The following is a 26030-nucleotide window of genomic DNA, read 5'->3' on the forward strand; positions in this document are numbered from 1 at the left end:
CCGGGGCACGCGCGAGGGCAGGGGCGGGTACGGGCCGGACAAGGGGGCGAGGGGTGATCCCTCGGACGCCCACAACGGGATCACTGGGCGTAAGGTTGCGATTTGGCCGTCATCCACCTTCCCGGACCTGTCCCGGAATCAGCGGGAGTTACCTCTCGGTAGAGATGACGTACGCGCGGCAGCGGTACACGATGGAGGCGGCGCGACACCTATACAGAGCAAGACCGAACAGCGAAGGAACAGCGTGGCTTCCGGATCCGATCGCAACCCGATCATCATTGGCGGCCTTCCCAGCCAGGTCCCGGACTTCGATCCCGAGGAGACCCAGGAATGGCTCGACTCGCTCGACGCGGCCGTCGACGAGCGGGGCAGGGGACGTGCCCGCTATCTCATGCTCCGTCTCATCGAGCGCGCCCGCGAGAAGCGCGTGGCCGTGCCGGAGATGCGCAGCACGGACTACGTCAACACCATCGCGACCAAGGACGAGCCGTTCTTCCCCGGTAACGAGGAGATCGAGCGCAAGGTCCTGAACGCGACCCGCTGGAACGCGGCCGTGATGGTCTCCCGGGCCCAGCGCCCCGGCATCGGTGTGGGCGGCCATATCGCCACCTTCGCCTCCTCCGCCTCGCTCTACGACGTGGGCTTCAACCACTTCTTCCGCGGCAAGGACGAGGGCGACGGCGGCGACCAGGTCTTCTTCCAGGGCCACGCCTCGCCCGGCATCTACGCCCGCGCCTTCCTGCTGGACCGCCTCACCGAGACGCAGCTCGACGGGTTCCGCCAGGAGAAGAGCACCTTCCCCAACGGTCTCTCCAGCTACCCTCACCCGCGGTCGATGCCGGACTTCTGGGAGTTCCCCACCGTCTCCATGGGCCTCGGCCCCATCGGCGCCGTCTACCAGGCCCGGATGAACCGCTACATGGAGGCGCGCGGCATCGCCGACACCTCCAAGTCGCACGTGTGGGCCTTCCTCGGCGACGGCGAGATGGACGAGCCCGAGTCCCTGGGCCAGCTCTCCCTGGCGGCGCGCGAGGGCCTGGACAACCTCACCTTCGTCATCAACTGCAACCTCCAGCGGCTGGACGGGCCCGTCCGCGGCAACGGGAAGATCATCCAGGAGCTGGAGTCGTACTTCCGCGGTGCGGGATGGAACGTCATCAAGCTGGTCTGGGACCGCTCCTGGGACCCGCTGCTGGCGCAGGACCGCGACGGCGTGCTGGTCAACAAGCTCAACACGACGCCCGACGGCCAGTTCCAGACCTACGCCACCGAGAGCGGCTCCTACATCCGCGAGCACTTCTTCGGCGGCGACCAGCGGCTGCGGGCCATGGCCGAGAACATGACCGACGACCAGTTGCTGCACCTGGGCCGCGGCGGCCACGACCACCGCAAGGTCTACGCGGCATACAAGGCGGCCAAGGAGCACCAGGGACAGCCGACGGTCATCCTCGCGCAGACCATCAAGGGCTGGACGCTGGGCCCGAACTTCGAGGGCCGCAACGCCACGCACCAGATGAAGAAGCTGACGGTCGAGGACCTCAAGGGCTTCCGCGACCGGCTGCACCTGCCGATCCCGGACAAGGAGCTGGAGTCCGGCCTTCCGCCGTACTACCACCCCGGTCCGGACTCGGAGGAGATCCAGTACATGCACGACCGGCGGCGCGAGCTGGGCGGTTATGTGCCCACCCGCGTGAACCGGTCGAAGCCGCTCCAGCTCCCCGACGCGAAGGCGTACGCCGCCGTCAAGAAGGGCTCGGGGCAGCAGCAGATCGCCACCACGATGGCCTTCGTGCGGCTGCTCAAGGACCTCATGCGGGACAAGGAGATCGGCAAGCGCTTCGTGCCGATCGCCCCCGACGAGTACCGCACCTTCGGAATGGACTCCTTCTTCCCGTCGGCCAAGATCTACAACCCGCTGGGCCAGACGTACGAGTCCGTGGACCGCGAGCTGCTGCTGGCCTACAAGGAGTCCCCCACCGGCCAGATGCTGCACGACGGCATCACCGAGGCGGGCTGTACGGCCGCGGCCATCGCGGCGGGCTCGGCCTACGCCACGCACGGCGAACCGCTGATCCCGATCTACGTCTTCTACTCGATGTTCGGCTTCCAGCGCACCGGCGACCAGTTCTGGCAGATGGGCGACCAGCTCTCCCGCGGCTTCGTCCTGGGCGCCACCGCGGGCCGCACGACGCTGACCGGCGAGGGCCTCCAGCACGCCGACGGCCACTCGCAACTGCTGGCCTCCACCAACCCGGCCGCTGTGGCCTACGACCCGGCCTTCGGCTTCGAGATCGCCCACATCGTCGAGGACGGCCTGCGGCGGATGTACGGCTCCAGCGAGGAGCACCCGCAGGGTGAGGACGTCTTCTACTACCTCACCGTCTACAACGAGCCGATCCGCCAGCCCGCCGAGCCGGAGAACGTGGACGCCGAGGGCATCCTCAAGGGCCTCTACCGCTACCAGGAGGGCGAGAAGGGCACGCACAAGGCCCAGATCCTCGCCTCCGGCGTGGCGCTGCCCTGGGCGCTGGAGGCCCAGCAGATCCTGGCCGACGAGTGGAACGTCCGCGCCGACGTCTGGTCCGCGACCTCCTGGAACGAGCTGCGCCGGGAGGCCGTCGCCGTGGAGGAGCACAACCTCCTCCACCCGGAGGAGGAGCAGCGCGTGCCCTACGTGACGCGCAAGCTCCAGGGCGCCGAGGGGCCGAAGGTGGCCGTCTCCGACTGGATGCGGGCGGTGCCCGACCAGATCGCCCGCTGGGTGCCCGGCACGTACCAGTCGCTCGGCGCCGACGGCTTCGGCTTCGCCGACACCCGTGGCGCCGCGCGCCGCTTCTTCCACATCGACGCGCAGTCGATCGTCCTCGGCGTGCTCACCGAGCTGGCCAGGGAGGGCAAGATCGACCGCTCGGCGCTGAAGCAGGCGCTCGACCGCTACCAGCTCCTCGACGTCGCCGCCGCGGACCCGGGTGCCGCGGGCGGCGACGCGTAGTCCTTGCCGGACGGGCCGCACCCGGCGTCACGGGGTGGCGTGAACACCTACGCCGCCGGGTGCGGCGGCCCCGCAAGTCGCTCGCTGGGTGACGGAGCTGTGCACGTCGCGTCGCCGAGTGGGGCGGCCGTGTGCGTCCCTTTGTGACGGGGCCGCGTACGTCCGCCCGTGGAGCGCCCACGTCGCCTGATGGGGTGCCCCCGTCGGCGGGCGACGCCACATCGGCGTGCCGAGGCGTGCGGGGTGGCCCCTCGGCGGGTCACTTCGCCGTACGGGGCAGCTCCCTCAACGGGGCGCCTCGCCGCGCAGGGTACGGGTGCGGTGTGTAGGGGCGCAGGTGCGCAGGACGTGGAGGCCGGGGTTCGCCGAGGGTGGTGGCCCCGGCCCTTTGCGTTCCTGGGGCTCGTGCGGGCCGGGCCCTGAACCTTGCGCGGGACCGGGTTCTGACCGTGGGGCCTGGCCCCGCTCAGGGTCAGGCGCCGCGCAGGTCGGAGCCCGTGCCTCCCCGGGTGGGCCGGGACCGCTCAGCAGGCGTCGTCAGAGTATGCCGCCCACGCCCATCGTGCCGCCGCCCGCGCCGGTGAGCCATATCAGTGCCAGCAGCGTGTCCAGGGCGCCGAGGACCACGGCGATGAGGGCGGGGATCGAGCGGGTGCCCGTCCAGCGGCGGCCCATCGCGAGCCAGCCGCAGACGACGGCGACCGGGCCGAGGACGATGCCGAGGGTGAAGAAGCCCGCGACCGCGCAGATCAAGCCCACGATGCCAAGGGTCTCCCGGTCCGCTGTGACGCGTCCGGCGAAGGAGCCCCGGCGCGTGCGGGGGCGGGTGGAGTGCCGATAGCCCGTCATCGTCCCTCCCAGGGTTGTCGTTTCGGGCTCGGAGACCAAGTGCCCCTTTCCCCGGCCGATAGGCACGGTTTCCTCAACGGCCCGCCCCGTCCCAGCGATTGGGCGCTCTCTCGGACGCGGTGCGGTGACGGCGCCCTCCATCTCAGTTCTCCCAGACCTTGAAGGCCCGCACCCGATACGCGCCCTCGGGCGTCCAGGAGCCGGAGGGGTGGGTGCTGAACTCGGCCGTCTCGGCGCACTCCGCGCTCTGATAGACGGTGACGGGCCGCCCCGTGCGGTTGGCGAACGAGGCCGCTTCCGTGCCCTTCGGCAGGGGGACGCAGCTCTCGATGTCGACGTCACTCAGCTCGTACGTCCGCCGCTCGCCCTCGAAGCGCGCCGCCTCCCAGAGGCACAGCTCCCCCGCGCCGCACTCCCCCAGTCTCGGCTGCGGCTTCTTCGACGGGGCCGCCGACGCCGGAGGCGCCGGGGCCGCGGCGAGCTGGAGCAGGGCGCCCGCCGCCATCACGACCGCGCAGGCATGGACCGCTCGCATATGGATCACTCCCCCGTGTGCCGCACGTCCGCGCCTGTCGCGTCGTGCGTGTGATCAGCCTCGAACGGCGACGGCCGGTCTGCCAAGGGCAGACCGGCCGTTTCACCACCATGGGGCACGGAGTTATCCACAGGCTCCGAAGGATCCACAGATTCCGGGGAATTCCGGCGGCTCCACAGGCTCCCGGGCCGGGGCCACCGGTCCCGGCTCAGACGTGGACCGAGGGACCCGCGTCGTTGGAGCCGCGCTTCGTGAAGACGGCGACTCCCGCCGCGACGACCGCGACGATGCCCGCACAGGTGAAGGCGAGGCCCATGCCGGAGATGAAGGAGTCGTGCACGGCCTTCGTCATCGCCTCGGCGATCTGCGCGGGGGTGCCCTTCGGCGCGGGCGGCGCCATGCCGACCTCGGCCAGGCCCTTGAGCTGCTCTGCCTGCTCGCCCTTCAACGGCGGAAGCTGGGAGTCCGCCCACTTCTCCGGCAGCGAGCTGTCGACACGGGAGGCCATGACGGCGCCCAGCACGGCCGTGCCGAGGCTGCCGCCGACCTGCATCGCGGCCTGCTGGAGGCCGCCAGCGACACCGGCGTGCTCCAGCGGCGCGTTGCCCACGATGACCTCCGTCGCGCCGACCATGACCGGCGCGAGGCCCAGGCCCAGCAGCCCGAACCACAGCGAGGTGATCGCGGTGCCGCTCTCGGCGTCGAGCGTGGAGAGCCCGAACATCGCGACCGCCGCCACCACCATGGCGCCGACCAGCGGGATGCGCGGGCCGACCTTGGTGATCAGTGAGCCCGCCAGCGGCGAGGCGACGATCATCATCGCGGTCAGCGGCAGCAGCCGCAGCCCGCTGTCGACCGGGCTCATGCCGTGCACGTTCTGGAGATAGAACGTCACGAAGAACAGGCCGCCCATGAAACCGAAGGCCATCAGCACCATCAGCACGGTGCCCGCCGTCAGCGGCACGGAGCGGAACATGCTCAGGGGCAGCAGCGGCTCCTTGGCCTTGGTCTCCCAGAAGCCGAAGAGCAGGAAAGCGACGATCGAGCCGCCGAGGAACAGCAGCGTCTTCTCGTCGCCCCACGACCACTCGGGCGCCTTGATGAGCGCCCAGATGAGGCAGAACATCGCGACCGACAGCAGCACGATGCCCGGAACGTCGAAGGACCTGGGCGCCTTCTCCGCACGGTGGTCCACCAGGAGCACCACGCCCAGCACCAGGGCGATGACGCCGACCGGGATGTTGATGAAGAAGACCGACTCCCAGTTGACGTGCTCGACCAGGAGACCGCCCACGATCGGCCCCGCGGCGGTGGAGGCGCCGATGACCGCACCCCAGATGCCGATCGCCGCGTTGAGCTTCTCGGCCGGGAAGGTGGCCCGCAGCAGGCCGAGCGCCGCGGGCATCAGCAGGGCGCCGAAGATGCCCTGGAGCACGCGGAAGAAGATGACGAGCGAGACGCTGCCGCCCAGACCGATCGCCCCGGAGGCCGCGGCGAACCCGACGACGCCGATGAGGAAGGTCTGCCGGTGGCCGAAGCGGTCACCGAGTTTGCCCGCCGTGATCAGGGCTACGGCGAGGGCCAGCAGGTACCCGTTGGTGATCCACTGGACGTCGGCGAGCGAGGCGCCGAGGTCCTTCTGGATCGCCGGGTTCGCGATGGCCACGATCGTGCCGTCCAGGGCGACCATGGTGACGCCGAGCGCGACGGTGACGAGGGTGAGCCAGGGGTGCCCCCTGAGCCCCTTCCTGGCGCCCGTTATCTCTGAGTTGCGCGGTCCGGGCGGTTCCGGTGTCCCGTCCGCGACGGTGGTGGTCTGGGAGCTCATGGGGGCGAGGCTAATGTCAGCCGCTGACAATTGACAAACCGAATTATTCGCCGGTAGATGTCAGGTGTCTCACAGATATCGCGAGGGAGAAGATCAGCAGGATGAGAACCGGAGGTGGCCGAAAGTGACCGGACTGCGCGAGCGCAAGAAGCAGCGCACCCGGGACGCACTCATCCGCGCGGCCCACGAGCTTTTCGTCGCCAAGGGGTACGAGGCCACCACCGTCGACGAGGTCACCGACACCGTGGACGTCTCCCAGCGCACCTTCTTCCGCTACTTCACGAGCAAGGAGGACGTCGCCTTCGCCCTCCAGGACCTGGTCGAGCAGCGCTATCTGGAGGCGGTGCGCGAGCGGCCACCGGGCGAGGCGCCCATCGAGGTGCTGCGCCGCACCCTGGACGAGACGTGGCAGAGCATCGGCGAGACCATCCACGAGATCGTCCCCATGCAGCTCCATATGCGCATGTGGCAGGTCATCGAGACCACGCCCGCGCTCGTCGCCGTCCACCTGCGGCGCTCCGTGGAGATGGAAGAGGCCCTCGTCACGGAGATCGCGCGCCGCCAGGACCTCGACCCGGAGAAGGACCCGCGTCCGCGCGTGCTCGTCGCCGCGTACTCCGGCGTGATGCGGGCCGCCGGACGCCGCTGGGGCTGCGGCCAGGACACCTCCATGACGGCCGCGCAATGCTTCATGGAGTCCTACGTGGACGCACTGGGCCCCGCCCTCACTGACGAGTGGGCGAGCACACCCCCACGCGTGACGGCTGACGGGTAACAGTTATCAGCTAACAGATAACAGATAACAGATAACAGATAACGAAATCTGTCACCCGACCCCCACCCCTTCACCCCCAACCCCCTCACCCCCACCAAATACGGCGCGTACGGGTGCGGTCCACGCGGACGCGGCACAATCGTGCCCCGGTACGCATGAGCGAGAGGCCCGCAGAGGCCGCCGGAAGCCCTCGACCTGCGGCGGAGCAGCGCGGGGCGGCGCGGAGCCGGGGCCTGCGGCTCACCCTCGCGGGTGACTCCGTAGCGTCACGGATGACAGCACGGCCGCCCGATCTGACCCAATTACCCACGCCGAAACGTGAGATGGCTCACCGGATACGCGAGCACACAGCCGCGTCTCCTAGGGTGTCCCGCTAGTGACTTCCTTCTCCGCATTCGGCAATCCCCTGTCCGGATCCGGCTTCCCGGCGACGGGAGCCCCGGGCTCCACCGCCTGGCGCGCACTGCTCGCGCTGGCGGTGGTGCTCGTGCTGCTGGCGACGACCGGATGGACCGCGATCCGCAAGAGCGACGACACGCCGGGCCCCCGCGCCGCGGCGCTGCTCGCCTGGGAGAAGGGATCCGTCGCCGGGCGGGCACTGCCAGCCCCCGACTGGCGGCCCGGCGCCATAGCGCGCTTCTTCCGCACGCTGAGCACGGCGCAGCAGTACCGGCTGGCCGACCGATATCCCCTGGTCGTGGGCAATCTCGGCGGCGCGCCCGTGACGCTGCGCTACCGCGCCAACCACGCGGCGCTCGAAGACGCCCGCGACGTCGAACGCAAACGCATGACCGACCAGCGGCTCACCGACGAGGGGCGGAACGAGGCGGGCCGCCGTATGCACCGCTTCGAGTCGATGCTCCATCCGGGCCGTCAGATCCTCTCCTTCGACCCGACGGGGCGCGGGCGCGCCGCCGAGGTCTTCGGGGACCTGGACCGGGCCCAGAGCGTCTCCGTCGTCGTCCCCGGCGTCGACACCGAGCTGCTCACCTTCGAGAAGACCGAGCGGTCCTACTCGGCGCCCGTGGGCATGGCCCGCGCGCTCCAGGACCAGCAGAGCGCGCGCTCGCCGCAGCTGCGGACGGCGACCGTCGCCTGGGCGGACTACACCGCGCCCGTCGGCCTCGGCATGGACGCCGCCTCCGGGGACCTCGCGCAGGACGGCGGCGACCGGCTGCGGGACTTCGTGCGGGAGCTGCCCGGCGCCTCGCGGGTCGCGCTGTTCTGCCACAGCTACGGCTCCGTGGTGTGCGGGGTCGCGGCACACGAGCTGTCGCCCCGGGTCAGCGACATCACGGTCTCCGGCAGCCCCGGCATGCGCGCCGACAAGGCCGACCAGCTCGACACCCGGGCCCACGTGTGGGCCACCCGCGACCAGGACGACTGGATCGCCGACGTGCCGCACATGGAGTTCGGCGGTCTGGGCCACGGCGCCGACCCCGTCTCCCCCGCCTTCGGCTCCCGCAGGCTCGCCGCCGACGGCGCCGTCGGACACACCGGCTACTTCGTGCCGGGCACCGGGAGCCTCGCCAATTTCGCCGCCATCGGCACCGGCTCGTACGGCGCTGTCAACTGTGCCTCGAACGACCCGGGCTGCACAGCCGCCACCGATTAACGCGCGTAGCGCTGGGGAGGGGGACGCGCGGGCGGTCCCCGCATACGATGGCCCACATGGGTGACGTACTGGCTGGAATTCACTCCACCTGGGAGTTCGACACGGACTCGGTGCTCATCCGCTTCGAACGGGGGATCCGCACGCCCAAGCTCTTCCACGTGCTCGGGGAGCGGCGTATTCCGTACGAGGCGCTGAGCGATGTCGAGCTCGCGCCGGGAGGCAAGCGGGGCACCGTCGTACTGCGTGCCGTGCCCCGCGCGGGCGCCGATCCGCTGCTGGAGGCGGCGGCCGGACAGCTCAAAGAGGGCAGCGACCCCTACCGCCTCGTGCTCCCCGCCGAGCGCGAGACGCTGGCCGACTACTACGCGACGGAGCTGCGCTCGGTCCTCGGCCCCGACGCGGACAAGCCCGCCGAGCGCCACATGGTCGGGGCGCCGTCGCCTCCGCTGAGCTTCAAGGCGTACGACGGCAAGGCGACCTTCGACGGCAGCGCGGTCTCATTCCGGTGGTTCTGGACCGGGGCCTCTTCCGCGAAGTGGAAGGCCGGTGACCAGAACTTCTCCGTGGCCGAGCTGGAGGGCGTCGAGTGGCGCTCGCCCGAGGCGCTCAACGGGCATCTGCGGCTGCGGCTGCGGGGCGTCGAGGCGCCGGGGGAAGCGGATCAGGATCCGGCCTCGGTGGTGTTCGGGCTCGGGTACGGGCTGGTGTACGAGTCGCTGCCGTTCGCGGCGGCCGTGCTGGAAGCGGTGCGGGCCGTGGATCCGGCGTCCGGGGCCGAGGTGACGCCTCCGGCGGCGCCGCAGGCGGCCATGCCGGCGCGGTCCGACAGATCGGATCCCGCCGATATCGCCGACCGCATCCGGCATCTCGGCGAGCTGCACGACGCGGGGCTGCTGACGGACGACGAGTTCTCGGACAAGAAGGCGGAACTCCTCGCCGAGCTGTGACCTCGCCGGTCGGGCGAAGGAAACGGTTCGCTCGGCCGCCGTGCCGGTGCGCCGGTGCGCCGACGGGAGCGGTGCGCCTTGCCTCGCGCCTGGAAGCCGTACATCCCGCACACCCCGCACATCCCGCGCTGGGGGCGCGCCCCTCCCACCACGTACCCGGGTAGGGGGACACAGCGGTACCCAGGGGTGACGTCGACGCTTCGCCGGCGCCATACGCTGGGCGCGCCATGGCCACCACACCGTCACCGGATCAGGACCCGCCCCCCGCGCAGGCCCCGTCGCCCGATCAGGACGCGTCGCCCCCTCAGCACGCGTCGCCCCCTCACGATGCGCCCCCCGGACAGCCGCCGCCCCGTGCCGGGGGCTGGCGCGGGGCCGTCGGGGATGCCGTCGGGCGCGGGGCGCGGGCGCTGGGGGCCGCGCTCACCACGCCCTCGCGGTCCACCGAGCCCCTTCTCGCGCACGCCCCGCGCCGCTGGATGCGCTCTCTGCCGTACGTGCTCGCGTTCGGCTTCGTCGCCACCCTGATCCCCGTCACCGCGCAGGTGCTGTCCAACGACTACGGGGTCAACGGCGCCGTCTCGGGCGCGCTCGCCGTCATGCAGTCAGCTCCGCTGCTGCTGGCCGTGACGCGTCCGTTGGCGGCCTGGTGGATCGTCATCGTGGGCGACACCCTCGGCGCCCTCGTCCTGCTGGGCGCCCCCACCGAACCGGTGCGCCCCTGGCCGTGGACGGCCATGGTGATCGTCGGATACCTCGTGCTGTGTCTCGCGCTGGCGCTGCGCGAGCGGCGCAGGACGGTCGTCGCCGTCTGGTGCGTGACCGTCGCGCTCTCGCTCGCGCTCGGCTTCATCGGGCAGGACCGCAGCGAGGGCACGAACGTGCTGCTGATCGTGCTGAGCGGGACCGTGCTGCTCCTCGGCACGGCGGTGCGCGAGCGCGCCGACGTGCAGCGGAAGCTGGCCGAGCAGGAGACGATCAGCGAGGCCGAACGCTCGCGCCGCACGCTGCTGGAGGAGCGCACGCGCATCGCCCGTGAGCTGCACGACGTGGTGGCCCACCACATGTCCGTGATCACGGTCCAGGCGGACAGCGCGCCCTACCGGCTCCAGGGCCTTCCGCCCGAGGCCGCGCGGGAGTTCGGGTCGATCGCCGTCACCGCGCGCGAGTCCCTTGCCGAGATGCGCCGCCTCCTCGGGGTGCTGCGCAGCGAGGAGACGAAGGGTGAGCGGGCCCCTCAGCCGGGGCTGGACCGGCTGGAGCAGCTTGTGGAGGCGACGGTACGGGCCGGGGTGCCCACGGAGCTGTCGGTCGAGGGCGAGGTGGACGGGCTGCCGCAGGCCGTGCAGTTGTCCGCGTACCGCATCGTGCAGGAGGCTCTCGCCAACGTCGTACGGCACGCGCCCGGCGCCCGTACCACCGTGTCCGTCACCGCGCCCGCCGCCTCCGCGAAGAAGAAGGCCGTGCTCAAGGGGCTGACCGTGCTCGTCGTCAACGGCCCCTCCCCCGCGCCCGACGGGCCCCCGCTGGAAACATCAGGTACAGGACACGGGCTGATCGGCATGCGCGAGCGCGTACGTCTCGTCGGCGGCAGCCTGGACACAGGGCCGCTCCCCGACGGCGGCTTCCGGGTGGCCGCCACACTGCCCCTCAAACCGCCCCTCAAAGAGAAGGACTCCGAGCCCTCATGACCGCCGACGTCACCCGAGTGATCATCGTCGACGACCAGGCCATGGTGCGGGCCGGGTTCGCCGCGCTGCTGGCCGCGCAGGCCGACATCGACGTGGTGGGCGAGGCCCCGGACGGGGTGGAGGGCGTCGAGCTGAGCCGTCGCGCACACCCCGACGTCGTGCTCATGGACGTGCGGATGCCGCGCATGAACGGGCTGGAGGCGGCCCGCGAACTGCTGGAGCCCGCACCGGGCGTCACCCACAGGCCGAAGGTGCTGATGCTGACGACGTTCGACGTCGACGACTACGTCTACGAGGCGCTGCGCGCCGGTGCCAGCGGCTTCCTGCTCAAGGACGCGCCGCCCGCCGACCTGATCTCGGCGGTACGGGTGGTCGCCGGGGGCGAGGCCCTCCTCGCGCCCTCGGTCACGCGCCGCCTCATCGCCGACTTCGCCCGGCAGCGCCCCGTGCCCCGCGAGCGGCGCTCCCTCCAGTTGAACGGGCTCACCGAGCGCGAGACGGAGGTGCTGCAACTCATCGCGCGCGGGCAGTCGAACGGCGAGATCGCCGGTTCGCTCGTGCTGGCCGAGCAGACGGTCAAGACCCATGTGTCCCGCATCCTGACGAAGCTCGGGCTGCGGGACAGGGCACAGGCCGTGATCTTCGCGTACGAGTCCGGGCTCGTGGCGCCCGGCGAGGGCTGAGCGCCCTCTTGAGGGCCGGTCGGCTCCAGGGCCGGGGCCGACCGGCTTCGGCGCCGACCGGCCGGGCCGCCCCCTTGCGCTCTCTTTCGCCCTGCGCGCTCCTGCGCCCTTTGCGACGAGGCGGGGGTTAACCCCCTTCCCGGCCTCGGGCCCACCGCTCCTCCCCGAGGAGGGCGGCGCGCGCCACCCCGTACCCCGGTATCCCCCACGAGTTGGCTCCCCGGTGTGACGTGCCGGGGCACGTCGCACCCGCAATCTCCTCTCCGGCAGGCGGCCGGGCCCTCCGGCAGCCGCAGGAGGGAGAACCGTCATGAAGCGCAGTGCGAACCGCAACGCAAAACACAGCGCACAGCGACGGCCGCGGCAAGGGCCGCAGCGACGGCCGGGGCAGCGGCTGAGGCGCACGCTCATCGCCGTCGCGCTGGTCACGGCCGCGGTCGGGGGAACCGCTGGCTGGGCCGTCGGCTCGGAGGAGACCGCCGTCACGGGGCCACCGCCCGGCGCCGACGCCTGGCGCGCCGACACCTCGCTGGGCCGCCCGCTGCCCGACCCGGCCACCGCGCCCGCAGACGAGGTCGCGGACTTCTTCGCGGGCCTCGGCCCCGCGCGGCGCGAAGCGCTCGTCCGACGCCACCCCCTCACCGTCGGCAACCTGGACGGCGCCCCGGTGGCGCTGCGCTACGAGGCCAACCGGCAGGCTCTCAAGAGCACGTGGGAGGGCGCGAAGGCGCGCGCCACCGACCCCGGGCTCACCCTCCAGGACCACCAGCGGGCCCGTGCCGAGGCCGACCGCTACGCGGAACTCCTGGCGCCGGGGCGGCAGATCCTCGCCTTCGACCCGCGCGGCAGGGGCCAAGTGGCCGAGGTGTACGGCGATCTGGCGTCCGCGCGGCACACCGCCGTCGTCGTCCCCGGCTCCGACATCGACCTCGCGACCTTCGACAGGGGCGGCGAGAACCGCTACGGGAAGCCCGCCGGAATGGCGCGCTCCCTCCGGGACCGGATGGCGCGGCAGTCGCCCGGCACGCCGACCGCGGTGATCGCCTGGGTCGGCTACACCACGCCCGTCGGGATCGGCCCCGACGCGGCCACCTCCCGGCTCGCCGAAGCGGGCGCGCCCCGGCTGGCGCGCTTCCTGCGCGGGCTGGCCACGACGGGGGCACCGGCGCCGACCGTGCTCTGCCACAGCTACGGCTCGGTCGTCTGCGGCGAGGCGGCCCGCGACGGGGACGGTTCGACGGGCGGGATGGACCAGAAGGGCCAGAAGGGCCGGAAGGGTCCCACGGGCCTGACGCGGCAGGAGGCCGCCGGGCTCGTGGTGTTCGGCTCGCCCGGCATGCGCACGGGGTCCGTCGAAGCGCTGGGCACGTCCGTGCCCGTGTGGGCGGCGCGCGACCGGGGGGACTGGATCGGCCGCGTGCCGAACGTCGAGTTCCTGGGCCTGGGCCACGGCAGCGACCCCACCTCGCCGGAGTTCGGCGCCCGTGTCGTCAGCGCGGGGAGCGCCGAGGGCCACGCGGGCTACCTCGTCCCCGGCACCCGCTCACTCACCAACTTCGCCGCCATCACGCTCGGTGCCTGGGGCGACGTCCACTGCTCGTCGAAGGAGTGCACCCATGGCATCTGACCTGCGCCTTCCCGCCCCCGCCTCTACCCCTGCTCCAGCCCCCACTCCCATCCCCGTCCCCGTTCCCGTCAGACCCCCGCGCGGTCTACGCGACTCCGTACGCGGTGCCGTGCGCTCCATAGAGGCCCGCACCCCCGCGCACCGCGACCGCGCTATCGACGGGCTGCGTGCCCTCGCGCTGCTCGCCGTGCCGACGGGGCACTGGCTGCTGGGCGGCTTCACGCGCGACGGCGACGGCGCGCTGCACAACGCCAGTCCCCTCGCCTCCCTCGGCTTCTTCGCACCGCTGAGCTGGGTGCTCCAGCTCCTCGGGATCTTCTTCCTGGTCGGCGGCTACTCCTCGGTCCTCTCACTGCGCCGCTCAACGGCGCGCGGCGAGACCACGGGCGCCTGGCTGCGCGCCCGGCTGCTGCGGCTCGGCCGCCCCGTGCTCGGGGTGACGGCCGTGTGGGCGGCGCTGCTGCCGCTGCTGTGGGCGGCCGGGGTGCCGGGCGGCACGCTGCGCACGGCCGCTGTGCTGGTGGTGCAGCCGCTGTGGTTCGTCGGCGTGTACGCGGGCGTCACCGCGCTGACCCCGTACTGCGTGCGCGCCACCGAGCGCCTGGGCGCCTGGGCAGCGGCGCCGCTGCTGGCCGCCGTCGCCGTCGTGGACGTGCTGCGCTACGGGCCCTGGGCCGAGGCCGTGCCCTCCTGGGTGGGCATGGTCAACCTGCTGCCTGGCTGGCTGTTCGCGTACCAGCTCGGCGTCTCCTGGGGCGAGGGCAGACTCGCCCGGCGCGGCGGCGTCCTGCTCCTGGGCGGCGGGGCCGCGCTGTTCGCGGTGCTGCTGCTCGTCTTTCACTACCCGGCGTCGATGGTCGGCGTCCCCGGTGAGGCCCGTACGAACTCGCACCCGCCGTCCCTGCTGGTGCTGGCGCTCGCCGGTGTGCAGTGCGGTGCCGCTGTCCTGCTGCGCGACCGCCTGGGGGCGCTGCTGCGTCGGCCGGCGCTGTGGGCGCCGGTGGTGCTGATCAACCTCTCGGCGATGACGATCTTCTGCTGGCACCAGTCGGCGATGCTGGCCGCGGCCGTGCCCAGTGCCTTCGCCGGCACCTTCGCGGGGCTGACGACCGTGCCGGACTCGCTGGGCTGGGTGCTGGCGCGGCTGGCCTGGATGCCGGTCTTCGCCCTGGCGCTGGTGGCGATCGGCAGCGTCACCCGGCGCTTCGAGGCGCCCTGGAAGGGCGTCACGGGCGCGCGGAAGGCCGTGGCCGCGCTGCTCGCGGCGGCCTTCGCGCTCTACGCCTTCGCGGTCGTGTGAGCACCCGAAGCGGTCCGGAGCGGCCCTGCACCGCACCGCGCCAGGTCCCGCACCGCGCGGGGAGGCGGGGTGGGGGCGCTTGGGCGTGCGCCCCGCCGGTCCGTCCCGCCCCGCGACGCTACTCCCGGCCCGCGGAGCTGAAGCTCATCTCCGCATAGCGCGGTCCCGCGACCCGTGCGGCGATCGGCTCCAGCAGCACTGGCTCGTCGTCCTCGGTGAGCACGATGCGGGTGGCGGCCGTGTTCTCCTCGACGTTCTCCTCGACCCGCGAGCGCTTGCGCGTGCCCGGGACGGGGATCACCGGCAGGCCGCGCAGCGCCGCCCGCCGCCGCACCCTGGCCGACGCGATCTGCCCCGGTGCCGCCCCGTGCGCCGGGCCGCCCTCGCCGAGCCGTGTCGGCGCGGTCTTCCCGGTGTTCGCGCTCATACGGCTCATACGGGGTGCTGGGCCCGCTCCTTCGCCTCGCGCGCTTCCGCGTAGACGCCGATCTTGTGGTCGAGGACCGCCAGGGTCTCCTGGAGTTCGGCGATCCGCTCCCGCACGTCCACCCGCGTACGCACCAGCAGCCGCTCCCGCTCGGCGAACGTCCGCTCGCCCTCCCGCACCAGCTCGGCGTAGCGCACCATGTCGGCCACGGGCATGCCCGTCAGGCGCAGCTTGCCGACCAGTTCGAGCCAGTCGAGGTCCTTGTTGGTGAACCGGCGCTGCCCCGTGTGCGACCTGTCCACGTGCGGCATCAGCCCGATCCGCTCGTACCAGCGCAGCGTGTGGGCGCTCAGGCCCGTGCGCGCCGCGACCTCGCTGATGGTGTAGCGGTCCTGCCCTTCGGGCCTCCGGGGCGGAGTCTCCCGCTTCGCGCACACGTCCGGCAGCGGGGTCCCGCCCGCCGTCTCCGTCGCCGTCGCCGTCTGCGCTGCCGTCTTCGTCTCCATCACGGTCACAAGTGAACGCTACGGACTTCGAGCGCACTCCAAGCAAGCGCAAAACCGGGGCCAATTCTCCCGGGGTTAGGCTCGGGGCCATGGACAGCCTGCGGATGATCGAGAACTGGCCCGTGGACAACGCGGCGGCGGCCGTCGTACGCGCGGACGGCACCGTCGCGGGGACGCAGGGACCGGCCGGGCGGCGCTTCGACCTCGCCTCCGTCACCAAACCGCTCGCCGCCTACGCCGTGCTCGTCGCCGTCGAGGAGGGCGCCGTCGAGCTGGACGAGCCCGCAGGCCCCGAGGGCTCGACCGTCCGCCACCTGCTCGCCCACACCTCGGGCCTCGCGTTCGACGAGGACCGGCCCATGGCCGCGCCCGGCACCCGCCGCATCTACTCCAACGCGGGCTTCGAGGCGCTCGGCGACCACCTCGCCAAGGCCACCGAGATCCCCTTCCCGCAGTACGTGCGCGAGGCGGTCTTCGAGCCGCTCGGCATGACCGCGACGGACCTGCCCGGCTCGCCCGCGAAGGACGCCGTCTCGACGGTCGGGGACCTGACGCGGTTCGCCGCCGAACTCCAGGCACCGCGCCTCGTGGCCCGTACGACGCTGGACGAGGCGACCTCCGTCGTCTTCCCCGGCCTGAAGGGCGTGCTGCCCGGCTACGGGAACCAGTCGCCCAACGACTGGGGCCTGGGCTTCGAGATCCGCGACGGCAAGTCGCCGCACTGGACGGGCGCCGCGTCCTCGCCGCGCACCTTCGGGCACTTCGGCCAGTCGGGCACGTTCCTGTGGGTGGACCCGGACGCGGGCGCCGCGTGCGTGGCCCTCACGGACCGCGCCTTCGGCCCGTGGGCGACGGAGGTGTGGCCGCCCCTCACGGACGCGGTGCTGGCGGAGCTGCGCTGAGACGCGGGGCGCCCGCGCCCGGAATCCGCCGACGCGGGGCCACTGGACGCGGAACCCCGGGCCCGGCCCGGCTGACGGGGCGGCCTGTGGACGGTGCCGCCCCGTGAACCGCCCGCCCCGTGAACCGCCCGCCCCGTGAACCGCCCGCCCTCCGAGCCGCCGCCCCCTCAGCCGTACGAGGGCTCCGCGTGCATCTCCCACAGCAGCAGCTCCGCCGGGCCGCCCAGCGCCGCCGCCTCCAGCTCCGCCGCCTCCGTGACCCGCGCCGCATCGCCCCCGGCCAGCTCGTGCCCGTCGAGCACCACGCGCCCCCGCACCACGTGCGCGTACACCCACTGCGCGTCCGGCACCGCCGTGCGCTCCCCCTCGGCGAGCCGCCGCACATGCAGCACCGCCTCCGTACGGGGCAGCGCGAAGGGGGTGTTGTCGGCGATGCCGTGGACGACCTCGTACTCGGGCTCCGTGCCGAAGGCCCCGGGGACGAGCCACATCTGTACGAAGCGCAGCGGCCCCTCGCCCGCGTTGCGCTCCACATGGCGCACCCCGCTGCCCGCGCTGAGCCGCTGCACGTCACCGGCCCGCACGAGGGAGGTGTGGCCCGCCGAGTCGCGGTGCTCCAGCTCGCCCTCGGCCACCCACGTGACGATCTCGACGTCGCGGTGCGGATGCTCCTCGAAGCCCGCGCCTGGCGCGAGCCGTTCCTCGTTGCAGGCCACGAGGAGGCCGAAGTTCACGTTGTCCGGGTCGTAGAAGCCCGAGAAGGAGAACGCGTGCCGGGTATCGATCCCGGCGTCCGCTTCGCCGCCCCGATACCGGTCGTCAGCCCGCCACACCTGAAGCATGGGCACCAAGGTAATCCGCCCAGGTTGTCCGGAGACGGCCCCCGCACCCGCTTACGCCATCCGATAAGGCAGGCTTGTCACGTGCCCGAACCCACAGAGCCCTCCCCCAGCCCGCAGCCGGACCCGCGAAAGCGGCGGCAGGAAACGCCGGAGCACCCGCACACGGCCACGCTCCGGAGGCTGGAGCAGTCCTCCGGGAAGCTCGCCGCTTCGGCCATCGCGCGCATGGACGAGCAGTTGCCGTGGTACCGCGCGATGCCCCCGGAGAACCGCTCCTGGATCGGGCTCGTCGCGCAGGCGGGCATCGCGGCCTTCACCGAGTGGTTCCGGCACCCGGAGACGCCGCAGGCCATCAGCACCGACGTGTTCGGCACGGCGCCGCGCGAGCTGACGCGGGCGATCACGCTGCGGCAGACCGTGGAGATGGTGCGCACCACCATCGAGGTCGTCGAGGCCGAGATCGACGAGGTCGCGGCCCCCGGCGACGAGTCGGTGCTGCGCGAGGCGCTGCTCGTCTACGCGCGGGAGATCGCCTTCGCCACCGCGCAGGTGTACGCGCAGGCCGCCGAGGCCCGGGGCGCCTGGGACGCGCGTCTTGAGTCCCTGGTGGTCAACGCCGTGCTCTCGGGCGAGGCCGACGAGGGCGCCGTCTCCCGGGCCGCCGCGCTCGGCTGGAACTCGCCCGAGCACGTGGCGGTGGTCCTGGGCACCGCGCCCGACGGGGACAGCGAGCTGACCGTCGAGGCCATCAGGCGCGCGGCCCGGCACGCCAAGCTCCAGGTCCTCACGGGGGTGCTCGGGAACCGGCTGGTGGTCATCGCGGGCGGCTCCGACGATCCGCTGCGCTCCGCGAAGTCCCTGATCGGGCCGTTCGCGCCGGGTCCCGTCGTGGCGGGGCCCGTGGTCGGCGACCTGCTGTCGGCGACGCGCTCGGCGCAGGCCGCAGCGGCGGGGCTGCGGGCCTCGGCCGCCTGGCCCGACGCGCCCCGGCCCGTACTCGCCGACGATCTGCTGCCGGAGCGCGCGATGGCGGGCGACCCGGCCGCGCGGGACCTCTTGGTGGAGGAGATCTACAGACCACTGGAGGAGGCGGGCTCGGCGCTGCTGGAGACGCTGAGCGTCTACCTGGAGCAGGCGAGCAGCCTGGAGGGCGCTGCCCGGATGCTGTTCGTGCACCCCAACACCGTCCGCTACCGGCTGCGACGTGTGACGGATGTCACCGGCTGGTCGCCCTCGGACGTCCGGTCCGCCTTCACGCTGCGTATCGCGCTGATCCTGGGGCGTCTCGCGGACTTCGAGAGCCAGCCCTAGGCTCGGACGCGCCCTTTGTCGAGGGTTCACAATTCCCCTGACGGTTCTTCGTATCGGTCCCCACGGGCGGGGACCGCTGTCCACAAGAGAGAGTGAAAGAGTGCTCGTACTCGTCGCTCCCGGCCAAGGCGCTCAGAAGCCTGGCCTCCTGAACCCCTGGCTCGACCTCCCCGGTGTCGGTGACCGGCTCGCGGAGTGGTCGGCCGCCATCGACCTGGACCTGGTGCACTACGGCACCGAGGCCGACGCGGACGCGATCCGCGACACGGCCGTGGCCCAGCCGCTGCTCGTCGCCTCCAGCCTGATCTCGACCGAGGTCCTGCTGGACGGCCGGGACCCCGCGCGGGTGCTGGGCGCCACGGCGGGGCACAGCGTCGGTGAGCTGGCCGCCGCCGCGATCGCCGGTGTGCTGTCCCCCGGCGACGCGATGTCGCTCGTCCGCACGCGCGGCCGGGCCATGGCCGAGGCCGCCGCCGTGACCGAGACCGGGATGTCCGCCGTGCTCGGCGGGGACCCCGAGCAGGTCACCGCGCACCTGGAGAAGCTCGGCCTCACCGCGGCCAACGTGAACGGCGGCGGCCAGATCGTCGCCGCCGGCACCGCGGCGGAGCTGGCGGCCCTCGCGGAGGACAAGCCCGAGAAGGCCCGCGTCATCCCGCTGAAGGTGGCGGGCGCCTTCCACACCCGTCACATGGCACCCGCGGTCGCCACCCTGGAGTCCGCGGTCCAGGACGTGACCGCCTCCGATCCGGCCGTGCGCTACGTCTCCAACCTCGACGGCCAGGCCGTCGGCTCGGGTGACGAGGTCGTGCGGCGGCTGGTCAACCAGATCTCCGCCTCCGTGCGGTGGGACCTGTGCATGGAGACCTTCAAGGAACTGGGCGTCACCGCCCTCATCGAGGTCTGCCCCGGCGGCACCCTCACCGGGCTCGCCAAGCGCGGCCTGCCCGGCGTGCAGACCCTCGCGCTGAAGTCCCCCGACGACCTCGAAGCGGCCCGCGCGCTCATCGCCGAGCACGCGCCGACCGCCTGAGCCCCTAGGAGCCCGGAGAGCATGACCGCGAAGATCAAGCCAGCGAAGGGCTCCCCGTACGCGCGCGTCCTCGGTGTCGGCGGCTACCGCCCGACCCGTGTCGTGCCGAACGAGGAGATCCTGAAGCACATCGACTCGTCCGACGAGTGGATCCGCTCCCGCTCCGGCATCGCGACCCGCCACTGGGCAGGCCCCGACGAGACCGTGGCGGAGATGACCCTGGAGGCGGCGGGCAAGGCCGTCGCCGACGCCGGGATCTCGCCCGACCAGGTGGGCGCGGTCATCGTCTCGACCGTCTCGCACTTCAAGCAGACGCCCGCCGTCGCGACGGAGATCGCCGACCGGATGGGCGCGGGCAAGGCCGCCGCGTTCGACATCAACGCGGGCTGCGCCGGCTTCGGCTACGGCCTGACCATCGCGAAGGGCCTGATCACCGAGGGCAGCGCCGAGTACGTCCTCGTGGTCGGCGCCGAGCGGCTGTCCGACCTCACCGACCTGACCGACCGCTCCACCGCGTTCCTGTTCGGGGACGGCGCGGGCGCGGTCATCGTCGGCCCCTCTGCGGAGCCCGCCATGGGCCCCACCGTGTGGGGCTCCGAGGGCGACAAGTCCGACGTCATCAGCCAGACCGTGTCCTGGGAGGCGTACCGCCAGGACCCGGCCTCCGTCGAGAAGTTCCCTGCCATCCGGCAGGAGGGCCAGACGGTCTTCCGCTGGGCGGTCTTCGAGATGGCGAAGGTGGCGCAGGAGGCCCTGGACGCCGCCGGGATCTCGCCGGCGGACCTGGACGTCTTCATCCCGCACCAGGCCAACATGCGGATCATCGACTCGATGGTGAAGACTCTCAAGCTGCCGGAGCACGTCATGGTCGCCCGTGACGTGGAGACCACCGGCAACACCTCGGCCGCCTCCATCCCGCTCGCCATGGAGCGGCTGCTGGCGACCGGGCAGGCGAAGAGCGGCGACACCGCGCTCGTCATCGGATTCGGGGCGGGTCTCGTGTACGCGGCTACGGTCGTTACCCTCCCTTAGTCAAGATCCCCGCAGTCCGTACAAAGGCGTACGGACGCCCAGACACCCACCGCAACACACCGAAGGAGCGCCGCAATGGCCGCCACGCAGGAAGAGATCGTCGCCGGTCTCGCTGAGATCGTGAACGAGATCGCCGGTATCCCCACCGAGGACGTGAAGACCGAGAAGTCCTTCACCGACGACCTGGACGTCGACTCGCTGTCCATGGTCGAGGTCGTTGTCGCCGCCGAGGAGCGCTTCGGCGTGAAGATCCCGGACGACGACGTCAAGAACCTCAAGACCGTCGGCGACGCGACCGAGTACATCCTCAAGCACCAGGACTGACCGGTCCCGTCCGACGACGCGTTTGTCGCCACCCGCCTCCGAGGTGGCTCAAATGCTCACCCTCTACCAGTGGAGACAGGAATCCAGTGAACGCGACCCATCACACCGTGGTCGTCACCGGTATCGGCGCAACCACACCGCTGGGTGGCGACAGCGCATCGACCTGGGAAGGTCTCGTCGCCGGGCGCTCCGGTGTACGCCTTCTCGAACAGGAATGGGCGGCCGAGCTGCCGGTCCGCATCGCCGCCGAGGCGGCGGTGGACCCCGGTGAGATCATCCCGAGGCCGCAGGCACGCAAGCTCGACCGCTCGGCCCAGTTCGCGCTGATCGCCGCCCGCGAGGCGTGGGCGGACGCGGGCTTCACGGCCAAGGCGGGCGAGGACGCCACGGTGTCCCCCGACCGCCTCGGCTCGGTCATCGCGTCGGGCATCGGCGGCGTGACCACGCTGCTCGACCAGTACGACGTGCTCAAGGAGAAGGGCGTACGCCGCGTCTCCCCGCACACCGTGCCGATGCTGATGCCCAACAGCCCCAGCGCCAACGTCGGTCTGGAGGTCAACGCGCGCGCCGGTGTGCACACACCGGTCAGCGCCTGCGCCTCCGGCTCCGAGGCCATCGGCTACGCGGTCGAGATGATCCGTACCGGCCGGGCCGACATCGTCATCGCGGGCGGCACGGAAGCGGCCATCCACCCGCTGCCCATCGCCGCCTTCGGCAACATGATGGCGATGTCCAAGAACAACGACGACCCGCAGGGCGCCTCCCGCCCGTACGACGTCGACCGCAACGGCTTCGTCCTCGGCGAGGGCGCGGGCGTGATCGTGCTGGAGTCCGAGGAGCACGCCAAGCGGCGCGGCGCGAAGATCTACGCGGAGGCCGTCGGCCAGGGCATCTCGGCGGACAGCCACCACATCACGCAGCCGGAGCCCAGCGGCAACGGCATCGCGCTGGCCCTCCAGAACCTGGTGGAGCGCAACGATCTCAAGCCCTCGGAGATCGTGCACATCAACGCGCACGCCACCTCGACGCCGCAGGGTGACATCGCCGAGCTGAAGGCGCTGCGCAAGGTCTTCGGCGACGACGTCGACCACATGGCGGTCTCCGGCACCAAGTCGATGACCGGGCATCTGCTCGGCGGCGCCGGCGGTGTCGAGACGGTGGCCTCGATCCTGGCGCTGCGCGACCGCGTGGCCCCGCCGACGATCAACGTCCGGAACCTGGACCCGGAGGCGGACGCCGACGTGGTGACGGGCGAGGCGCGGTCCCTGCCCGAGGGCAGGATCGCGGCGCTGAACAACTCCTTCGGCTTCGGCGGCCACAACGTCGTCCTGGCCTTCCGCTCGGTCTGAGCTGCTGAGCAGCTGAGCAGCATCCGAGCGGTGAGGGTGTGAGCCGGTAGCCGGGCCCGCCGGACAGCACCGGCGTGCCCGGCGCCCGCGCCGTACGGGTAAGGGGCGGTCTCCTTGGAGGCCGCCCCTTACCCATGCTCGGGGGCTCACTTCGGGGGACGGCCGTCCGCGAAACTCGCGTAGTAGGAGGCGGCCATGTCCGCGTCGCCGTGGCCCTGTTCGGCGGCGCGGCGGAAGCGCTCGGCGCCCGCCTCCATGACGTCCAGCCTGACGCCGACGTCCCCTCCGGCCTCGACGATGAGCCGCGCGTCCTTCTCGGCCGTCTCCACGGCGAAGCTGGGGGTGAAGTCGCGGGAGCGGATGGCGGCGGCCTTGAGCTGGAGGTAGCCCATGTCCAGCGGGCCGCCCGCGACGGCCTCCAGGAAGCTCTGCGGATCGACCCCGAGCCCGTCGGCCAGCGCCAGCGCCTCGGCCGTGCCGTGGGTGACGGTCAGCACCCAGCTGTTGCAGACCAGCTTGAGCCGGGTCGCGGCACCCGGCTCCCCCGCCACCCAGACCGTGCGCGCGGCGATCGCGTCCAGCACCGGGTCCAGCCGTGCCCGCGCCCGCTCGGGACCGGCCGCGAGGACCAGGAGCTGCCCCGTCTCCGCGGGCTGCCGGGTGCCCAGCACGGGCGCGTCCACGAAGGTGAGCCCCCGCTCGACGGCGAACTCCGCCAGCGGCGGCAGCCCTTCGGTGCCCGCCGTCGTGCACTGGAGCCACACCGTGTCGCGGCCCAGCCCCGGCTCGGCGGCGCGCATGGTCTCCAGGGTGGCGGGCCCGTCGTAGAGCATGGTGAGCACCACGTCGGCGCCTTCCACCGCCTCCGCCGGGGTGTCGGTGACGCGTACTCCGTCGTCGGCCAGGGGCTGGGCCTTGGCGCGGGTGCGGTTCCAGGCGCGGACGTCGAGTCCGGCACGGCAGAGGTTGCGGGCCATCGCGGCCCCCATGATTCCTGTGCCCAGCACTGCTACTGAGGTTCGGTCAGCCATGCGTGCACGGTATGCCCTGACACGCGCGCGGTGTGGGTGCGGCGCCGCGCGTTGGGCCGTACCGGGTGCACGGGCGCGGGCCCGGCCCGGATGCCCGGCGGGCGCCCGGCGGGCGCGCGGTCAGACCACCTGGTGCAGCCAGCGGACAGGGGCGCCCTCACCGGCGTAGCGGAAGGGCTCCAGCTCGTCGTCCCAGGGCTTGCCGAGCAGCCGGGACAGCTCGGCCTCCAGATCGCCCTCTCCGCGCTTGGAGCGGGCCAGCGCCGCACGCAGTCTGTCCTCGGGGATGAGGATGTCTCCGTGCATGCCGGTGACGGCGTGGAAGATGCCCAGCTCGGGCGTGGAGCTGTAGCGCTCGCCCTCGGCCGTGGGGCAGGGCTCCGCGGTGACTTCGAAGCGCAGGAGGTGCCAGCCGCGCAGCGCCGAGGCCAGCTTGGAGGCGGTGCCAGGGTCGCCCTGCCAGGAGAATTCGGCGCGCCAGGTGCCGGGTGAGGCGGGCTGTCTGATCCAGTCGAGATTGACCCGGGCGCCGAGGACACCCGCCACGGCCCATTCGACGTGCGGGCACAGCGCGCGGGGCGCGGAGTGCACGTACAGAACTCCACGTGTCGTCACCGGGACCTCCAGTGCGGTTCGAGGGCCGCCTCGCCGACGGCCTCGATGACCTGCTGGTCACGCGCCGGATCGGCGCCTGACATTCTGCACCATCGGCCACTCCCTACCAGCGCCCGAGGTTACGAATAGTAAACACCATTGCGATCAATTCTCCCCGAAAGGGACATGAAGTGACGCGATGTAATATTTAGTTGTCGCTGTGCGCTCCCTCACCCCACAAGCCACGGGGCAAAACTACCCTGCGGGACCGCACCGCGAGTGACGTACCGTCGGATGGACGCCGGGGAGCCGGTCGGACAGGGAGAGACGGGGACGCGCATGCGGGACAGCCATCCGGTCGGCACGGGTATAGAGGCGGGCCGCCGCCGTCGCGTGCGGGCCGCCGCACTCGGCGCCTTCGCCGCCGTGCTGGCCGGAGGGATCGCGCTCGCCGCCTTCGGGGGCACCGGGGACGGCGGCGGCCAGGAGACCCGGCAGGGCCCCGGCGGCAGGCCGCCGTCCGCCTCGCCCTCCCCCACCCCCGTCTGGGACCGGCACCCCGAGTCCCTCGCCGCCGTCGGCGACTCCATCACACGCGGCTTCGACGCCTGTTCGCTGCTCGCCGACTGCACCAGGGTCTCCTGGGCCACCGGTTCGGACACCGGGGTGGACAGCCTGGCGGGCCGCCTGCTGGACGACCCCTCCGGCGACAGCTGGAACTACGCGCGCAGCGGCTCCGTCATGGCCGACCTGCCGCGCCAGATGAAGCGCGCCGCCGGGCGCGAGCCCGACATGGTGACGGTGATGAGCGGCGCGAACGACGCCTGCCAGCCGACGGTGGCCCGCATGACGTCCGTCGACGACTACCGCGAGAGCTTCCGCGAGGCGATGCGCACCCTGCGGAAGGAGAGCCCGAAGACGCAGGTCTACGTGGCCAGCGTGCCGGACCTCAAACGGCTGTGGTCCGAGGGCCGGGCCAACCCGATGGGCGAGCGGATCTGGCGGCTGGGGATCTGCCAGTCGATGCTGCGGGACGCGAAGTCGGTGACCGAGGCGGCCGAGGAGCGGCGCCAGGAGGTGTACGAACGGGTGGTGGCGTACAACCGCGTACTGGAGCAGGAGTGCGCCGAGGATCTGCGCTGCCGCTATGACGGGGGCGCGGTCTTCTCGTACCGCTTCACCGAGGCGGAGCTGAGCGACTGGGACTGGTTCCATCCCAGCAAACAGGGGCAGCGCAAGCTCGCCGAACTGGCCTACCGGCGGATTGTCGCGGACTGAAACGGGGGGTAGGCCCTTCACGGGGGTGTTGCGCGGGACGGTTGGCCGGTGTGGTGCGCACTGTAGGGTCCCGCGCTGATTTTTGTGCCGCTGCACGGGGTGCTGCGCTGGGCGGTGCGTCGTTTTTCGGGTGCGGCTGTGTGGCTTCGGCGCGGCGTGTGGTGCGGTGCTTCGCGGCTGGCGCCGCGTGATTCTGGGTTTCGGCCGTGGTTGTGGGTGCGTGGGTGGTGGGTGTCCGGTGCCGGGGTGGGGTGTCTCCTCGGCGTGAAGGTCTCGTCCTTGTCTCTCGGCCGGTGACTTTCTCGACCTGCGGGGACACCCCACCCCGTCCCCGTCCCGCCGGTGGCCCCCTGCCCGGCTCCGGGTCGGCCGGGGCCCCAGCGCGGGACCTCCGGTCCCCACTCCACGGGCCAACCGTCCCGCGCAACACCCCCGGCGAAGGGGTGCGCCTACCCGATTGCCCCCTGGGCTTTCGTCCGCGTGCTGCGGGCCGGTGGGTGGGTTGTGCCCACCCTCCCCCAGCTACCGCTGGGAGGTGCCCCCTCGCCATGCGGAACGC

Annotated in this window: 21 protein-coding genes and 2 pseudogenes; 15 read left to right on the top strand and 8 right to left on the bottom strand. The window is 72.3% G+C overall.

The genetic code is table 11. The annotated features are described in order from the left end of the window. Positions 1 to 244 precede the first annotated feature (244 nt). Entirely contained in the window at positions 245 to 2992 is a 2748-nt protein-coding gene (gene aceE, locus ACYVOO_RS33920; RefSeq protein WP_453349897.1) for a pyruvate dehydrogenase (acetyl-transferring), homodimeric type, read from the top strand. A 537-nt stretch (positions 2993 to 3529) separates the two neighbouring features. On the opposite strand, the gene ACYVOO_RS33925 is transcribed toward aceE, so the two are convergent. From ACYVOO_RS33925 to ACYVOO_RS33935, 3 genes are all read right to left on the bottom strand, one after another. Next, a complete protein-coding gene (locus ACYVOO_RS33925) occupies positions 3530 to 3841 on the bottom strand; it encodes a small hydrophobic protein (protein WP_453349898.1) in 312 nt (103 codons plus the stop codon). A 142-nt stretch (positions 3842 to 3983) separates the two neighbouring features. Next, positions 3984 to 4376, bottom strand: coding sequence for a peptidase inhibitor family I36 protein (locus ACYVOO_RS33930; RefSeq protein ID WP_461019561.1), 393 nt, complete (start codon positions 4374 to 4376; stop codon positions 3984 to 3986). A 208-nt stretch (positions 4377 to 4584) separates the two neighbouring features. Then, a complete protein-coding gene (locus ACYVOO_RS33935) occupies positions 4585 to 6204 on the bottom strand; it encodes an MFS transporter (protein WP_461019562.1) in 1620 nt (539 codons plus the stop codon). Positions 6205 to 6328: 124 nt separating this feature from the next. Here ACYVOO_RS33935 and ACYVOO_RS33940 point away from each other — a divergent pair, with 124 nt between their 5' ends. The 7 genes from ACYVOO_RS33940 (at position 6329) to ACYVOO_RS33970 (ending at position 14842) form a co-directional block, all read left to right on the top strand. Then, entirely contained in the window at positions 6329 to 6979 is a 651-nt protein-coding gene (locus tag ACYVOO_RS33940; protein ID WP_461019563.1) for a TetR/AcrR family transcriptional regulator, read from the top strand. Positions 6980 to 7355: 376 nt separating this feature from the next. After that, the gene (locus ACYVOO_RS33945; protein ID WP_461019564.1) at positions 7356 to 8594 is read left to right on the top strand and encodes an alpha/beta hydrolase; all 1239 of its coding nucleotides are present in this window, start codon (positions 7356 to 7358) and stop codon (positions 8592 to 8594) included. A 56-nt stretch (positions 8595 to 8650) separates the two neighbouring features. Then, positions 8651 to 9541 (top strand): DUF4429 domain-containing protein, encoded by an 891-nt coding sequence (locus ACYVOO_RS33950; RefSeq protein ID WP_461019565.1) that lies wholly within the window; start codon positions 8651 to 8653, stop codon positions 9539 to 9541. Between the two features lie 227 nt (positions 9542 to 9768). Next, positions 9769 to 11232, top strand: a complete 1464-nt coding sequence (locus ACYVOO_RS33955) for a sensor histidine kinase (protein ID WP_461019566.1) — start codon at positions 9769 to 9771, stop codon at positions 11230 to 11232. Then, complete coding sequence (locus tag ACYVOO_RS33960) at positions 11229 to 11915, top strand: response regulator (protein WP_461019567.1); 687 nt, start codon at positions 11229 to 11231, stop codon at positions 11913 to 11915. Before ACYVOO_RS33955 ends, ACYVOO_RS33960 begins: the two co-directional genes overlap by 4 nt. A 310-nt stretch (positions 11916 to 12225) precedes the next feature. Then, positions 12226 to 13542 carry an alpha/beta hydrolase gene (locus ACYVOO_RS33965; protein ID WP_461019568.1) on the top strand — a complete coding sequence of 439 codons (1317 nt, stop codon included), beginning with the start codon at positions 12226 to 12228 and terminating at the stop codon, positions 13540 to 13542. Continuing rightward, positions 13532 to 14842, top strand: a complete 1311-nt coding sequence (locus ACYVOO_RS33970) for an acyltransferase family protein (RefSeq protein ID WP_461019569.1) — start codon at positions 13532 to 13534, stop codon at positions 14840 to 14842. Before ACYVOO_RS33965 ends, ACYVOO_RS33970 begins: the two co-directional genes overlap by 11 nt. Before the next feature lie 118 nt (positions 14843 to 14960). Here the strand turns inward: ACYVOO_RS33970 and ACYVOO_RS33975 are convergent. Together ACYVOO_RS33975 and ACYVOO_RS33980 are read right to left on the bottom strand one after the other, a co-directional pair. Beyond that, a pseudogene (locus ACYVOO_RS33975) lies at positions 14961 to 15218 on the bottom strand (aldo/keto reductase); the annotation flags it as partial. 56 nt (positions 15219 to 15274) lie between these two features. Continuing rightward, positions 15275 to 15775 carry a MerR family transcriptional regulator gene (locus ACYVOO_RS33980; protein WP_461019659.1) on the bottom strand — a complete coding sequence of 167 codons (501 nt, stop codon included), beginning with the start codon at positions 15773 to 15775 and terminating at the stop codon, positions 15275 to 15277. 89 nt (positions 15776 to 15864) lie between these two features. On the opposite strand from ACYVOO_RS33980, the gene ACYVOO_RS33985 reads away from it, so the two are divergent. After that, positions 15865 to 16677: a serine hydrolase domain-containing protein gene (locus ACYVOO_RS33985; protein WP_461019570.1), complete on the top strand. Its 813-nt coding sequence runs from the start codon at positions 15865 to 15867 to the stop codon at positions 16675 to 16677. Positions 16678 to 16844: 167 nt separating this feature from the next. Here the strand turns inward: ACYVOO_RS33985 and ACYVOO_RS33990 are convergent, their stop codons facing one another. Next, the gene (locus ACYVOO_RS33990; protein ID WP_461019571.1) at positions 16845 to 17519 is read right to left on the bottom strand and encodes a pirin family protein; all 675 of its coding nucleotides are present in this window, start codon (positions 17517 to 17519) and stop codon (positions 16845 to 16847) included. A 180-nt stretch (positions 17520 to 17699) separates the two neighbouring features. Here ACYVOO_RS33990 and ACYVOO_RS33995 point away from each other — a divergent pair, with 180 nt between their 5' ends. The 5 genes from ACYVOO_RS33995 (at position 17700) to fabF (ending at position 22568) form a co-directional block, all read left to right on the top strand. Further along, positions 17700 to 18830, top strand: a complete 1131-nt coding sequence (locus ACYVOO_RS33995; RefSeq protein WP_453350383.1) for a PucR family transcriptional regulator — start codon at positions 17700 to 17702, stop codon at positions 18828 to 18830. Between the two features lie 100 nt (positions 18831 to 18930). Continuing rightward, a complete protein-coding gene (locus tag ACYVOO_RS34000) occupies positions 18931 to 19863 on the top strand; it encodes an ACP S-malonyltransferase (protein WP_461019572.1) in 933 nt (310 codons plus the stop codon). A 21-nt stretch (positions 19864 to 19884) separates the two neighbouring features. Further along, positions 19885 to 20895 carry a beta-ketoacyl-ACP synthase 3 gene (locus tag ACYVOO_RS34005; RefSeq protein WP_461019573.1) on the top strand — a complete coding sequence of 337 codons (1011 nt, stop codon included), beginning with the start codon at positions 19885 to 19887 and terminating at the stop codon, positions 20893 to 20895. 75 nt (positions 20896 to 20970) lie between these two features. Beyond that, positions 20971 to 21219, top strand: a complete 249-nt coding sequence (locus tag ACYVOO_RS34010) for an acyl carrier protein (RefSeq protein ID WP_453350372.1) — start codon at positions 20971 to 20973, stop codon at positions 21217 to 21219. An 86-nt stretch (positions 21220 to 21305) separates the two neighbouring features. Beyond that, positions 21306 to 22568, top strand: coding sequence for a beta-ketoacyl-ACP synthase II (gene fabF, locus ACYVOO_RS34015; RefSeq protein ID WP_461019574.1), 1263 nt, complete (start codon positions 21306 to 21308; stop codon positions 22566 to 22568). Between the two features lie 146 nt (positions 22569 to 22714). On the opposite strand, the pseudogene ACYVOO_RS34020 reads toward fabF, so the two are convergent. Together ACYVOO_RS34020 and ACYVOO_RS34025 are read right to left on the bottom strand one after the other, a co-directional pair. Continuing rightward, positions 22715 to 23668: pseudogene (locus ACYVOO_RS34020) on the bottom strand (NAD(P)-dependent oxidoreductase); the annotation flags it as partial. Positions 23669 to 23719: 51 nt separating this feature from the next. Then, positions 23720 to 24214 carry a DUF3145 domain-containing protein gene (locus ACYVOO_RS34025; protein ID WP_453350369.1) on the bottom strand — a complete coding sequence of 165 codons (495 nt, stop codon included), beginning with the start codon at positions 24212 to 24214 and terminating at the stop codon, positions 23720 to 23722. Positions 24215 to 24532: 318 nt separating this feature from the next. On the opposite strand from ACYVOO_RS34025, the gene ACYVOO_RS34030 reads away from it, so the two are divergent. Beyond that, positions 24533 to 25471, top strand: a complete 939-nt coding sequence (locus ACYVOO_RS34030) for an SGNH/GDSL hydrolase family protein (RefSeq protein ID WP_461019575.1) — start codon at positions 24533 to 24535, stop codon at positions 25469 to 25471. The last annotated feature ends 559 nt before the right edge of the window (positions 25472 to 26030 follow it).

The sequence above is a fragment of the Streptomyces daliensis genome, assembly GCF_054782395.1.